At 63.2% G+C, this 12,891-nt stretch carries 11 protein-coding genes; 9 read left to right on the top strand and 2 right to left on the bottom strand.

Annotated elements, in window-relative coordinates; all coding sequences use genetic code 11:
- Positions 1-60: 60 nt before the first annotated feature.
- Together U0029_RS14510 and U0029_RS14505 are read right to left on the bottom strand one after the other, a co-directional pair.
- Positions 61-1,563 (bottom strand): M81 family metallopeptidase, encoded by a 1,503-nt coding sequence (locus tag U0029_RS14510; RefSeq protein WP_114852726.1) that lies wholly within the window; start codon positions 1,561-1,563, stop codon positions 61-63.
- On the bottom strand, positions 1,560-2,546 hold the full coding sequence (locus U0029_RS14505) for a Bug family tripartite tricarboxylate transporter substrate binding protein (protein WP_114852727.1): 987 nt from the start codon (positions 2,544-2,546) through the stop codon (positions 1,560-1,562). Before U0029_RS14505 ends, U0029_RS14510 begins: the two co-directional genes overlap by 4 nt.
- Positions 2,547-2,657: 111 nt before the next feature.
- On the opposite strand from U0029_RS14505, the gene U0029_RS14500 reads away from it, so the two are divergent.
- From U0029_RS14500 to U0029_RS14460, 9 genes are all read left to right on the top strand, one after another.
- Entirely contained in the window at positions 2,658-3,995 is a 1,338-nt protein-coding gene (locus tag U0029_RS14500) for an aspartate aminotransferase family protein (protein WP_039051518.1), read from the top strand.
- Positions 3,996-4,019: 24 nt separating this feature from the next.
- The gene (locus U0029_RS14495; protein ID WP_114852728.1) at positions 4,020-4,889 is read left to right on the top strand and encodes a MurR/RpiR family transcriptional regulator; all 870 of its coding nucleotides are present in this window, start codon (positions 4,020-4,022) and stop codon (positions 4,887-4,889) included.
- Positions 4,890-5,601: 712 nt separating this feature from the next.
- Entirely contained in the window at positions 5,602-6,432 is an 831-nt protein-coding gene (locus U0029_RS14490; protein ID WP_012416288.1) for an alpha/beta fold hydrolase, read from the top strand.
- A gap of 163 nt (positions 6,433-6,595) precedes the next feature.
- Positions 6,596-7,501: a VOC family protein gene (locus U0029_RS14485; RefSeq protein WP_114852729.1), complete on the top strand. Its 906-nt coding sequence runs from the start codon at positions 6,596-6,598 to the stop codon at positions 7,499-7,501.
- Positions 7,502-7,566: 65 nt separating this feature from the next.
- Positions 7,567-8,739, top strand: a complete 1,173-nt coding sequence (locus tag U0029_RS14480) for an acyl-CoA dehydrogenase family protein (RefSeq protein WP_012416290.1) — start codon at positions 7,567-7,569, stop codon at positions 8,737-8,739.
- Between the two features lie 7 nt (positions 8,740-8,746).
- Complete coding sequence (locus tag U0029_RS14475; protein ID WP_114852730.1) at positions 8,747-9,928, top strand: flavin reductase family protein; 1,182 nt, start codon at positions 8,747-8,749, stop codon at positions 9,926-9,928.
- A 70-nt stretch (positions 9,929-9,998) separates the two neighbouring features.
- Positions 9,999-10,889: a LysR family transcriptional regulator gene (locus U0029_RS14470; RefSeq protein WP_012416292.1), complete on the top strand. Its 891-nt coding sequence runs from the start codon at positions 9,999-10,001 to the stop codon at positions 10,887-10,889.
- Between the two features lie 178 nt (positions 10,890-11,067).
- Positions 11,068-11,868 (top strand): 2-keto-4-pentenoate hydratase, encoded by an 801-nt coding sequence (gene mhpD / locus U0029_RS14465; RefSeq protein WP_114852731.1) that lies wholly within the window; start codon positions 11,068-11,070, stop codon positions 11,866-11,868.
- A 61-nt stretch (positions 11,869-11,929) separates the two neighbouring features.
- Positions 11,930-12,880, top strand: a complete 951-nt coding sequence (locus U0029_RS14460) for an acetaldehyde dehydrogenase (acetylating) (protein ID WP_012416294.1) — start codon at positions 11,930-11,932, stop codon at positions 12,878-12,880.
- Positions 12,881-12,891: the final 11 nt, after the last annotated feature.

The raw sequence follows: 12,891 nt of genomic DNA, 5'->3' as shown, positions 1-12,891 counted from the left end.
TGACATTGCGGAGGGCCAGATTTTGATCGGGGTGGTTCCGGAAAGCCCGTGCTGGCTTGTTCAGTATTGCGCAATGATGTGCCGGTGCTTGAACGGGAGTTGTGACAGGTCCTGGGACGCCGGTCCGGGTGCGTCGCAGTCCAGTATTTCTGCGCAGCGCTGCGCAAAGGCGGCGCGAAAATGGTTCTTGGCTTTCACGCACAGCAGGCGTAATTGCGCCGGTTCTATGCCGTGCAAGGCATAGAAGGCGGGGTCGTCGGCCGCCACCACGCGCTCGGTCACGATGATCCGTACATCGGGAAGCGCGGTCAGGCGCAGCAAGGCGGTTGCGCCGCAGGAGCGGGCCAAGCCGGCGTGCATGGGGCCGTGGTTGATGAAGGCGCCGTCGGTCAGGCGCTCGACCTCTGCATGCACCGTCACGCCGCGGCCGAATTGCGCGCCGTGACGCGCGCCCAGTTGCCGGGTGATCGTCCCGCCCACGCCAGCCTCGCGCGCCGCCTGTACTGCCGACGCATCGGCGAAGCTGGCGAACAGTGTCGGGACGGCCGCCCGCGCGGCGATCAAGGCGGCAAACAGCCCCGGCGTATCGCAGCTGCCGCCCGATAGCGGGTTGTCGCCAGAATCCGTCACTGCGATCAGGCCCGGCAGCGGACTGGCCAAAGCCCGAGCCACCGCCTCCTCGGGCGTGGGGAGCGAGACGCGGAATTCAGCAGCCAGGGCATGGACATGAGCCATGACCTGGCGAGCAGCGCGATGCGCGCAGGCGCCGTCGGGGTCGCTGTCTTTGTCGCTGATGACGAGGACGGCGGCGCCGGTGGCGGCGGTGTCCGCGTACGGGAAACCGCCAAAGAGCGCGACTTCGATCACGGGGGGCACTGTTGCGTCACGGGCGATCTGTTCCAGTTGGTACATGGGCCCGCCCGGCGCCGTGCGCATATTGATGCTGGGCAAGATGACGCCTTCGTTGAGCACCACGCACCGGGTGCGCAATCCTGTCGTCGCGCAACGCACTAAGCCGTCAAGCACGCGCGCGGCCGTTTCTTCCATATCCACGTGAGGGTGGCTGCGGTAGGCGGAGGCGATGTCCAGGATCTGCGCCCATTCGGCGGGCAGATTGCCATGCAGATCGAAACTTGCGCCCAGCGGCACATCGGGCAGCAGCGTCCGCACCGCGCGCGCGAATTCCAGCTCCGGGGTTTCCCGCTTCTGGGTGATGGCGGCGCCGTGCAATGACAGATAGACCGCGTCCCAGCCGCCTTCGGCCATGCCTGCGCGAAGCCCCTCGATGACCTCGTGCAGGAAGTGGTCGAACAGGGTGTCGGGGACCGGGCCTGCGGGTAGGGCCGCCGCGCAGCGTAGCACGACGACTTGCCAGTCGGGATGGTGTTCGGCAAAGCGCGCCACCGCACCGAGTTCCGAAGCCGTGCCCCGCATGGTGGCAAGCACGGTTTCGCCCTTCTGCCATTCGTATTCCTGAAACCGCGCCAGGCTTGCCGGCTCGGGACAGAAGGCGTTGCCCTCGAACCAGAATCGCGCAACGGCCAGTCGTTTGCGCCGGGTCATTGGGGTGTTGCCTTGATGTCTTTGAGGAGTTCGCCGTAGCGCGCCTGCTCGGATTTCAGGTGGTCTGCCAGCCGGGCCGCATTCCCGCCTATCGGCACGGCCCCCAAGGCTCGGAATTTTTCGCGGGTCGCCGCTTGCGTTTCGAACGCATCGATGGCGGCCGAGATTTTGTCTATCACGGGCGCCGGCGTGCCGGCGGGCGCCACGATGACGAACCAGGAGGGCAAGAGGTAGCCGGGCACCGTGGCGCTGACCGGCGCCACACCCGGCAGCACGTCGAGCGGCTTGTCGCTGGCCACGCCAAGCGCCACAAGATTGCCTGCGCGTATCTGCTCCAGCGCCGAAGGCACATTGTCTCCGGCCAAATCGATATGGCCCGCAAGCAGATCCGCCGAGGCCTGCGACGCTCCCTTATAGGGCACATGGGCAAGCTCTACCTTGCCGAGTTTTTTGAGCAACTCCAGTGCAATATGGCCGGTGCTGCCGACGCCCGGCGACCCCCAGTTCAAGCTGCCGGGCTGTTGCCGGGCGCGCGCCAGGACATCGTCAATGTTTTTCATGCCGCTGGCCGGACTGGTCAGGATGACATTGGGTACGTCGGCCACGTATGACACCGCAGCGAAATCACGCGCCGGGTCAAAGGCCATCTTCGGGTAGACATAGGGGTTGATCGCCAGCGGGCCCGGCGTTCCCATCAGCAGCGTGTAGCCGTCAGGCGTCGCCCGGGCCACCTCGGCAGCCCCGATATTGCCTCCCGCGCCTGGCTTGTTTTGCACAATGACAGTTTGGTTCAGGGTCTTGCCCAATCCTTCCGCCACCAGCCGCGCCAACAGGTCGGTCGTGCCGCCCGCCGCGAAAGGCACGACCAGCTTGATGGGAGAGGCAGGCCATGCGGTGTCGGCGCGGACTGTGGCAGGCGCCGCAGTCCATAGGCTGGCTGTCAGGAGGGCGGCCCCCCAAATGCGGTTCGGCAATCTATTCATGAGGCGCCCCTGTCGTCCGAGCAGCACGGCTGCGAGATTGGATCAATTGATTTAAAAAATATTATGATGGATCATATGATCTATTTTTGAACCTTGTCAACAGGCTCCGTCATGACGCATATCTTTCATCGCAACCCGCGCAAACCGCCCAGTTTGGCCGTGCGCGGCCAGGGCAGTTTTCTGATCGACGCCCAAGGCAAGCGCTATTTCGACGGTTCGGGCGGCGCCGCCGTTTCCTGCCTAGGGCATGGCCATGCGGAAGTGATCGAGGCGGTTATTGAGCAGATTCGCAATTTGGAGTACGCGCATACCGGTTTTTTCAGTTCTGAGCCGGCCGAAGCGCTCGCCGAGCTGCTTGCGCGCGAATCGCCGGCCTCGCTGGGCAACGTGTATTTTCTTTCTAGCGGTTCCGAAGCGGTCGAGACGGCGCTGAAGATGGCGCGTCAATACCATGTGGAGCGGGGGCAGCGGGAGCGGCGCCACACGATCGCCCGTTTGCAGAGCTATCACGGCAACACATTGGGCGCCTTGGCTATCGGTGGCCATCGCGGACGCCGCGCGCTCTACCAGCCGCTGTTGCCGCAGAGTAGCCACGTGTCGGCATGTTTCGCCCGCCATTACCGCATGCCGGGCGAGGACGACCATACCTACGGTGACCGTCTGGCCGCCGAACTCGAGCAGCGCATACTCGAGCTGGGGCCGGAGACGGTCAGCGCGTTTATCGCCGAAACCGTGGTGGGGGCCACCGCGGGCGCGGTTTGCGCGGTGCCCGGCTATTTCGCCAAGATCCGGCGCGTTTGCGACCGTTATGGCGTGCTGTTGATTCTGGACGAAGTGATGTCGGGGATGGGGCGCACCGGCACCTATCACGCCTTCGAGGCGGAAGGGGTGGTTCCGGATTTGCTGTGCCTGGCCAAAGGCCTGGGCGGGGGCTATCAGCCGATTGCCGCAGTGCTGGCTCAGGACAGGGTGGTCGAGACGATTGTCGCGGGGTCTGGCGCATTTCAGCACGGCCATACCTATGTCGGTCATCCTGTGGCCTGCGCTGGCGCCTTGGCGGTGCAGCGTATTGTTGCGCGGGACGGGCTGGTGGCACAGTCGGCGCGGCTGGGCGACTATCTACACACCAGGCTTCAGGCGCAGTTCGGCGGACACCCGCATGTGGGCGATATCCGCGGGCGCGGCCTGTTTCAGGCGATTGAGCTGGTTGCGCGGCGCGCTCCCGACGAGCCCTTTGACGCCGCCTTGCAGGTGCATGCCCGCATCAAGCTCGCGGCGCAAGCCCTCGGTTTGCTGTGCTATCCGGGCGGCGGCACGATAGACGGCGAGCGCGGCGATCATGTTTTATTGGCGCCGCCTTATACGGCGTCCACCGGCGAGCTGGATTTTGCGGTCGAGGGTCTTGCGCAAGCCCTGGATACGGTCATCGCAGGCCTATCCGTAAAATAGGCGTCCTGCGAACAAGGAGCATCGATGGACAAGCGCATGGTAGACAAGCGGATAGAAGCGCAGTACGGCGAATTGCCGCCTGCCTTGCAGCGTGCTGCGCGTTACGCCATCGATAATCCCAAGTCTATTGCCCTGCAGTCGATGCGTGCGACGGCGGCCAAGGCGGGCGTGCAGGCCAGTGCAATGCACCGCCTTGCCCGTCAACTGGGTTTCGAGGGCTATGAGGCCTTGCGCACCGTGTACCGTGAATGGCTCGCCCGCAGCGCCGGCTCGTTCGCCGAGCGCGCGACCGCCTTGCAATCCCGCTCCGACAAGGCGGGGAGTCTAGCGCGGGAACTGGTGCTTGCGGATAGCGGCAACCTGGCCGCGCTGCTCGAGCCGGCGGCGCTGGAGGCGATCAGCGCCGCCAGCGAGATTCTGGCGCAGGCGCGTCGTATCTACGTGGGCGGACTGCGCAGCCTGTTTCCGGCCGCTTTTTATTTCAACTATGCCTGCGGCATGTTCAGGCAGGACACCGTGCTGCTCAGCGGTATCGCGGGCACGTTTGCCGATGACCTGCGCCATGCTGGGCCGGACGACGCCTTGCTGATGTTCAGTTACGACCCTTACGCCCGCGATGCCGTGTCGGCAGTGCGCTTCGCCCATGCCCGGGGGCTTAGGATCGTCAGCGTCACCGACAGCGTGGTGTCGCCCATCGCTGCGCCAGCCTCTGCCGTTATTCTGGTGGCCAACGCCACCCCGTCGCTGTTTCCCTCGGTGGTGCCGGCGCTGGCGGTTGCGCAGGCCTTGGTCGGCCTGCTGGTGGCCAGAGGGGGGCAGGCCAATTTGAGCGAGGTCGAAAAAAGCGAGGCGCAATTGCGGGAATTCGCGGTGTATACGAAGGACCGTTGCTGACAGTGGCTTAGCCTCCGCCGTTGTCACGAATCAGGAGGTTTTTGACTCCCTCGCCGTGTGCTTGTTGCCGGCGTCGGGGGCTGAGCTGCCTTCAAGCGCTTGGACAGTGAAACGCCAAGGGCCGAAGTCCTGGGTCCGGCGCTGAACCAGGCTCAAGCCTTTTCATTGGTGCGGCGGGGACGGTCTGTCTAGCGTTCATGCTGCGCAGCCGACTTCCGCCGCATCACGTGGGCATCGATATTGCTGGCGTGAGGAGGATTACGCGATGCCGCCGAGATCAGACAGGCCATCACAATCCGCACAAGCACTGCCTGCTTAAACCCGGCATGGCCTTGATTGAACTGCTTGGCTAGCCCGGCACTGCGAACAGCATCGAGCTCGAATTGCTAGGCGTACTTCGTTATGAACGGCTCCGCAACACTTGGCTACCCCTCCAAATCTTGGGGAGGGGCAGGCTATTTAGCGGGAGATTCGAGAGCCACGCGGTTGTAAAACGCACATCCACCCTGGAAGACTTGCCCTCGAGCTGGGGCGGCTGCATGCCCTTGTATTAGGGTTGTCGATTATTAACTCTAGAACGCAAATTCTAATATAGTCATCCCATTGCACGATGATGTAGCGCAACGTGCATCGACGGCAGATTGAGTCGTGCCAAGTCATAACAGCGGCGTGCGACAACGTTCGCGATAGCGCAGCCAACCGGAGGACACAAATGAGAGCTTTGACGGAAGAGGGCACCAGCAAGCGCATCAAGACCAAAAGCTGGGATATCCACTATCACGAGGCGGGCCAGGGCGCTCCGCTGATTCTTGTGCATGGTGGCGGCCCGGGCGCGTCCGGGTGGAGTAACTTTCACACGAACATCCCCTATCTCTCGGAAAAGTTCCGCGTTTTTGCTGTCGATCTGCCGGGCTGGGGAAAGTCGCAGTCGGTCAAATACGACCAGCGCGACAACAGCGGGGCGCTGGCGGAGTTCATCGAAGCGTTAGGCCTTGGAAAGGTCGCTCTGGTCGGCAATTCGATGGGCGGGTCGTCCTGCATACGCCTAGCCTACGAGCGTCCGGAGCTTATCTCGCATCTTGTCACACTGGGTTCCTCTGCGGGTGTGCCTAGCATCTTCGATCCGGCCGGCTTGAGCGAAGGCGTTAAAGCCCTGGAGGCGGCATACTTTCACCCGGGTCCGGAATCGATGCGCAAGTTCATCGCCACGATGGCTTTCGACACGCGTCATGTGACGGATGAGTTCGTGCAGGAGCGCGTGAGCATCCTGAATTCGCGTCCTGATCATATCGAAGGCTGGATCAGCGGGCATGGCAAGCCCATGGTCAAGATCGACCAAGCACGTCTGGCCGACATCAAGGCGCCGACGCTGTTGATCCACGGGCGCGACGACCGGACGGTGCCCTATACGGCGGCTCTGCATCTGATCCGCCAGATCCCCGATGCGCGCATGTTGCTCATTCCCCGCTGCGGCCACTGGGTGCAGTTGGAGCATGCGGATGAGTTCAATCGGAACGTCGCGTCGTTCATTCTGGAACATTGATCGCGAGTCACGCGCTGTCGGCGGCGCTTTTTCACATGTCAGGTAGATAAAGCGATATCGGTCGGGGCAGGTTCGGCTCCGACGTTTATCGCCGCTGTCTGTCGCCGTTAATAGAATTTAAATTCTAGATTAATAAGTCAATAATGACCGATGGGAGGCAGGATTGATTACCTCGCTTGCATATTTCGGCGCCACCTCGCCTGCTCATGCGGACTGGGACACGTTTGGCCCCCAGGTGTTGGGCGCCGAGCGTGTCGATCCCGGGCCAGACGGGGCGGTACGTCTTCGGTTCGATGAGATGGCCTATCGCATGGCGATTCATCCCGGCGACAGGAATGCCGTTGCCTATATCGGCTGGGAGACATCGGGCGAAGACGGCGCCGGGTCTATCGTGCAGCGCTTGATCGATCATGGCATTGCCGTCGCGCGGGCCTCGCAGGAAGAGGCCGCCCTGCGCCAGGTATTGGGCTTTTACTGGTTTGTCGATCCGGCGGGCATCCGGCACGAATTGGCCTGGGGGCAGATGCGCGCCCGGACGGCGTTCCGGCCCGGGCGCGCGATGAGCGGCTTTCGCACGGGAGATCAGGGCTTGGGCCATGTGGTGTTCGCCGTGCCGGACTTAGACGAGGCGGATCGCTTTTATCGCGAGGTTCTAGGCTTTCACCCCTCGGACACGGTGATCGATGGCCCGATCCATGCGCATTTCTACCATATCAACGGCCGTCACCATTCGCTGGCGATCGCGCGCTCTCCGAACCAGAGCGCAGCCTTCCTGCATCTGATGCTGGAGGTGAACACGCTGGAAGATGTCGGCACTGCGCTGGATCTGTGCGAAGCGCGCAGCGTGCCGATTACACGGACCCTGGGCTGCCACACAAACGACAGGATGACTTCCTTCTATCTGCACTCGCCCTCGGACTTTCGTATCGAGTACGGATGGGGGGGGCTGGAGGTTGAGGACCTGTGGGTGCCGCGCTACTACGACCGCACGAGTACCTGGGGGCATCGCCACCAGCATAAGGAATTGTCTCCCTTTCTCTTCATCGATCCGCCCGCTTCGCGGAGCTGAGGCTCTCGAGCAGGCAGGGACCCCAAAAAATATATCCCTATGCATAACCCATTAGGAGTCTGACCATGCACCCGGTTGTTCAAGGTCTTCAGGGTCTTGGCGAAGCTGTCGCCAAGGAAGTCGATCAAAGCGAGCGCTGCGGCTCGATTACGGATGAAGCGGCGCGGTTGCTGCGCGAGGCGGGCGTGATACGCATGCTGCAACCAAAAGACTACGGCGGTGACGAGGCGCATCCGCGTGAGTTCATGGAGGTGCTGCTGGAATTGGCGGCGCGCGCGCCCTCCATTGGATGGGTGAGCGGCGTGGTGGGCGTGCACCCGTTCGAATTCGCCCAGACCTCTCCTCGCTTGCAGGAAGAAGTTTGGGGCGCGGACAGGGATACCTGGATCGCCTCGCCGTATGCCTTCATCGGACGTGCAAGGCGGGTCGAGGGCGGCTTTATGCTCAGCGGCCAATGGCCCTTTTCTTCGGGCACCGATCATTGCCAGTGGGTGGTGCTGGGCGGCCGCGCCGAAAAGAAGAATGGGCCGGCAAACGAATTTACCGAGCTATACCACTTCATCCTGCCGCGGGCCGAGTACGAGATCCTGCAGGATTCTTGGAAAGTCATGGGGCTGGCCGGCACGGGCAGCAAGGATGTTGTGGTGAAGGAGGCTTTCGTGCCGGATTACCGGACGCTGGAAGTTGGCCTGCTCAACGCCCGCGAGTACGCGTCCAAGTACCGGCCTGGCTCGGCACTTTACCAAGTCCCTTTCGATCTGCTGTTTCCGTGCGCCATCGCAGCCGCCACGATTGGCATCGCCGATGGCGTCGTGCGGCATTTCTCCGAGTATTCGCGCGACCGTGTTTCGCGGATGGGCGTGAAGGCGACGCAGAATCCGTACCACATGTCGTCGTTGGGCGCTGCGATTGCGGACATCGATGCGGCGCGCTTGCAGATATTGTCGGACATCACAGACGCCTACGATGTCGTGTCGCGCGGCGAGCGTGTCAGCAGCGCAATGCAGGCCCGGGCGCGCGTGCACCAGGTGCGGTCCGTTCATCGTGCGGCGGCGGCAGCGGCCAGTGTCTTTAAGAATGCCGGTGGTAATGCGACCCGGCTCTCTAATCCCATCCAGCGGCAGTGGCGCGACCTGTCCGTCGCGCTGGGCCACGCGTGTAACGTGGAAGAGCCGGTCTATGCGGCTTTCGCCGGGTCCTTGTATGGAATCGCCGCTCCGGCGGGGGTCATCATCTGAGACGGCAATGGAACAGGGATACATCGATATCGAGCGCTTCCGCGCATTGTTGGGAAGCTATCCGACCGGGGTAGCGGTCGTCACGGGGCTGGATGCTGCAGGGCAGCCGCTGGGAATGGTGGTGGGCACGTTCACGTCGGTATCGTTGGAGCCGCCCCTGGTCGCGTTTCTGCCGATGAAGAGCTCGCGCACCTTCAACAGCCTGCGCGATGCTTCCAAACGCTTCTGCGTCAATATCCTCGCCGCCGACCAGGAGGCGGTCTGCCGTGTCCTGGCCACCTCGGTCCACGATAAGTTCGCGGGCATTGCATGGCGCAAGAGCCCAGCAGGCAATCCTGTCATTGATGGTGTGGTGGCCTGGATCGACTGCGATTTCCACAACGTTGTGGACGCTGGCGACCACGACATCGTGCTGGGTGCGGTGCAGGCCATGGGGCTGGAACGCGATGCGCTGCCCCTGCTGTTTTTCCAGCGCGGATATGGCCGCTTTTCCTCCGGCTCGCTCGTCCCGGTCAATGAGCGCGAGGTGTTGTGGCAGGTGCGGCTGGCGGAGGCGGCCAGGGTACAAATGGACGCCCTGGCCGCAGAATTGGACGTGGGTTGCAGCCTCATTGCTTCGGCCGGCGCCGAATCGATCTATGTCGCGGTGGCCGATAGGCCAGGATCGCCGCAAGGGCAGAGCCGTCTGGGCACCCGGGCGCCGCTCGTGCCGCCGCTAGGCGCGCTGTTCGTGGGCGGCGCGGGCGGCATGTCTGAAGACGCCTGGCTGGGCCGTCTTGGCAAGGGCAGCGCCGAGGCGGCCGCTAAGGCCAGGGAGCAATTGGCTCGGGTAAGCCGCCGGGGCTGGTCTATTTCTCTATTGGGCGGACTCTCGCCGCAAGAGCTGGACTTGGCGATCGACCTGTATTCCTGCACGCACAGGACACCAGAGCAGGAGCGGCGCTTCTATTCCACGGTGAACGCCATGTTCGACAGGCACGAGCCCGAAGACATCGCGGAAGATGAAGCCTACGACGTGCTGCATCTGTCGTTTCCGGTAAGACGTTCCAGCGGCGCAACCCTGTTCATTCTGCGGATCAGCGATCTGCCTGCCGGCCTGACCGGCGCGCAGATCGGAAATCTCGTGGAACGGCTCAGGATCGCTGCGTCCGATGTCGAATCGGCGATCGCCGGCATTCCGGAACGCTAGCCCGCCTTCCTGCCTATCCATTCAGCACGCGCCGCGTCGCGCCTTATCCACTCTGATCTCTTGCACTGCTATGGAAATCTCTCAATTACGCAGTTTCGTGGCAGTGGCAGAAGCGGGAAGCTACATCAGGGCATCCGACCTGATGAATGTGCCGCAGCCCACGCTGAGCAGGCAGGTGCGCACACTGGAGCTGGAGCTTCGCGCCAGCCTTTTCCATCGGCATGGTCGAGGTGTTCGGCTAACCGAGCGGGGCGGAAAATTCATCGACTACGCCCGTTCGGTTATCCACACGGTGGACGCGGCGGTGGCGTCGGTGCGCGACAGTGACGCGGTCTACACGGGCAGCCTGATCGTCGGCCTGACGCCCAGCATAGGCCGCCTGCTCATCCCGACGCTGGCCCCCTTGCTGAAAGAGCGATTCCCCAGGGCTTCGGTTAGGTTGACCGAAGGTCTTTCCGGGGCGCTCTACGAAAAGGTGCTGCTGGGCCAGATCGATTTCGCCGCAGTACTCAGTCCCGCAGGCTCATCCCACCTGGACATCGAGCCACTCGCGACCGAGCAACTGTACCTGGTCGGCCCGCCGGCGGCGCTGCCCGGCAGTCCTGACATCGAACTTTCGGAACTGGTCAACCTACCGCTGATCCTGCCCCACAGCAGCCAGTGGACGAGGCCGGCGCTGGAGACTGCCGCCGCTCGACTGGGCCTGCGTTTGCGGGTCGATCTGGAGATCGATTCCACCGCTTCGACTACGGAGATCGTCGCCGCAGGCGGGGGCTATTCCATCATGCCTGGCAGCCTGCGCAAGCTGCGAAGCTTGCCGCAACTGTCCTGGAGAAAAATCGTGAATCCCCATGTGGAGGCCACCGTCAGCATGATTTCGCCGGCAAGGCAGCCTCGCAGCCAATTGTCTGTGACCGCCGCGCAGGTCGTCCGGGAGGCGCTGCTCGACATCTACCCCTAGCCGGCAGCGCGGTAGCGGTCGGGCTATGCGAAATCCGAATAGCTGCGTTGCGGCCAGCCGCGTTGAAGCGTGGCGGCATTGATTTGAGAATGCATTGCGTGCCAGGACGGTCTGCCGCAGTGGTAAAGCTGAACTTCCGTCCGGCCGCCAAGCTGGACCCAACGACTGGGATGAAAAAGTGAGTGCAAAACTAGTGCAAGAACTGGCCGCGCGTCTGCGTCAGGCGGAACAGGAGCGCGCACCCATTGCGCCGCTGCGAAGCTGTTTAGCTGAGCTCGGCGATCGCGATGGGGAAAGCCTGGCCTACGCCATCCAGCAGGCCAATGTGGCGTTCGCCCTTGCTCAGGGCAGGCGTATCGTCGGCCGCAAGATTGGCCTGACGTCGCCTGCCGTCCAAAAGCAGTTGGGTGTGGACCAGCCCGATTTCGGTGTGTTGTATGCCGACATGCTGTACGGCGACGACGAACCCATTCCCGCGCATCGCCTGCTGCAACCCAAGATCGAGGCGGAAGTCGCCCTGGTGCTGGCCAAGGATCTGGAGCGGGCGGACACCACCTTGGTAGAACTGATTGATGCCGTCGGCTACGTGCTGCCGGCGCTGGAAATCGTGGGAAGCCGGATCGCCAACTGGGATATCCGCCTTACAGACACCGTGGCGGACAACGCCTCCAGCGGCCTGGTGGTCCTGGGAGGCGTGCCTGTAGCGTTGAGCGGCCTGGATCTGAAGCTCGTGGAAATGACCCTGAGCCGCAATGGCGAACTGGCCTCGCAGGGCGGCGGCGCCGCATGCCTGGGCCATCCCTTGAACGCGGCGGTATGGCTGGCGCGCAAGCTGGCCCTTCTGGGTCATCCCTTACGCGCCGGCGACCTGGTGCTGACCGGCGCGCTGGGCCCCATGGTGCAAGTTGCGCCGGGGGATCGCTTTGAAGCCAATATTACCGGCGTCGGATGCGTCAGGGCCCAGTTCGCTCCCGCCTGAGCTTTCCGCAGTTCGGCCCACCGGGCCGCCCTATAACTGATTTCTCATGAAGGCAAGCGCTATGACGCGTAGACTCAAGGCCGCCATCATCGGCAGCGGCAATATCGGCACGGACTTGATGATCAAGATTCTGCGCCACGGTAAACACATCGACATGGCGGCCATGGTCGGCATCGACCCCAAGTCCGATGGGTTGGCGCGTGCCGCCCGCCTGGGTGTCGCGACCACTTATGAAGGCGTTGCCGGCCTGATCCGTCTGCCTGTCTTCGCGGATATCGACTTCGTCTTCGATGCGACCAGTGCCGGCGCGCATGTGGAGAACGACGCCTTGCTGCGCGCGGCCAAGCCGGGTATCCGACTGGTCGACCTCACGCCTGCAGCGATCGGCCCCTATTGCATTCCGGTGGTCAATGGCGACGCGCACCTGGATGCGCTCAACGTGAATATGGTCACCTGCGGCGGCCAGGCGACCATTCCCATGGTGGCCGCTGTGTCGCGCGTCGCCCGCGTGCATTACGCGGAAATCGTCGCATCGATCGCCAGCAAGAGCGCCGGTCCCGGCACACGCGCGAACATCGACGAGTTCACCGAGACGACCGCCAAGGCCATCGAGGCAGTGGGCGGCGCGACGAAGGGCAAGGCCATCATCGTCATGAATCCCGCCGAGCCGCCGCTCATCATGCGCGACACCGTCTATACCCTGAGCCAGCCCGCCGACGAGGAGGCGATCGCGGAATCGGTGGAGCGCATGGTTGCCGCGGTGCAGGCTTACGTACCGGGCTATCGCCTTAAACAAAAAGTGCAGTTTGACCGCATCGACAGCCCCCTACGCATTCCCGGTGTGGGCGATGCGCTTAAGGGTCTGAAGACCTCCATCTTCCTGGAGGTCGAGGGGGCCGCACACTATCTGCCTGCCTATGCCGGCAACCTGGACATCATGACTAGCGCCGCCCTGCGCACCGCGGAACACATGGCCCAACGCATGTTGGCCGACGCCACCGTCTCTGCCTGATGAGAACGCAT

The organism is Bordetella avium (assembly GCF_034424645.1).
GTDB lineage: Bacteria > Pseudomonadota > Gammaproteobacteria > Burkholderiales > Burkholderiaceae_B > Bordetella > Bordetella avium.
Note: the sequence above shows the minus strand (reverse complement) of the source record. Positions and strands in the feature narration are given on the sequence as shown.

Bases quoted from the DNA above. Each gene is read 5' to 3' on its own strand.
- U0029_RS14510 (WP_114852726.1), bottom strand. From the start codon at position 1,563: ATGACCCGGCGCAAACGACTGGCCGTTGCGCGATTCTGGTTCGAGGGC.
- U0029_RS14505 (WP_114852727.1), bottom strand. From the start codon at position 2,546: ATGAATAGATTGCCGAACCGCATTTGGGGGGCCGCCCTCCTGACAGCC.
- U0029_RS14500 (WP_039051518.1), top strand. From the start codon at position 2,658: ATGACGCATATCTTTCATCGCAACCCGCGCAAACCGCCCAGTTTGGCC.
- U0029_RS14495 (WP_114852728.1), top strand. From the start codon at position 4,020: ATGGACAAGCGCATGGTAGACAAGCGGATAGAAGCGCAGTACGGCGAA.
- U0029_RS14490 (WP_012416288.1), top strand. From the start codon at position 5,602: ATGAGAGCTTTGACGGAAGAGGGCACCAGCAAGCGCATCAAGACCAAA.
- U0029_RS14480 (WP_012416290.1), top strand. From the start codon at position 7,567: ATGCACCCGGTTGTTCAAGGTCTTCAGGGTCTTGGCGAAGCTGTCGCC.
- U0029_RS14475 (WP_114852730.1), top strand. From the start codon at position 8,747: ATGGAACAGGGATACATCGATATCGAGCGCTTCCGCGCATTGTTGGGA.
- U0029_RS14470 (WP_012416292.1), top strand. From the start codon at position 9,999: ATGGAAATCTCTCAATTACGCAGTTTCGTGGCAGTGGCAGAAGCGGGA.
- U0029_RS14460 (WP_012416294.1), top strand. From the start codon at position 11,930: ATGACGCGTAGACTCAAGGCCGCCATCATCGGCAGCGGCAATATCGGC.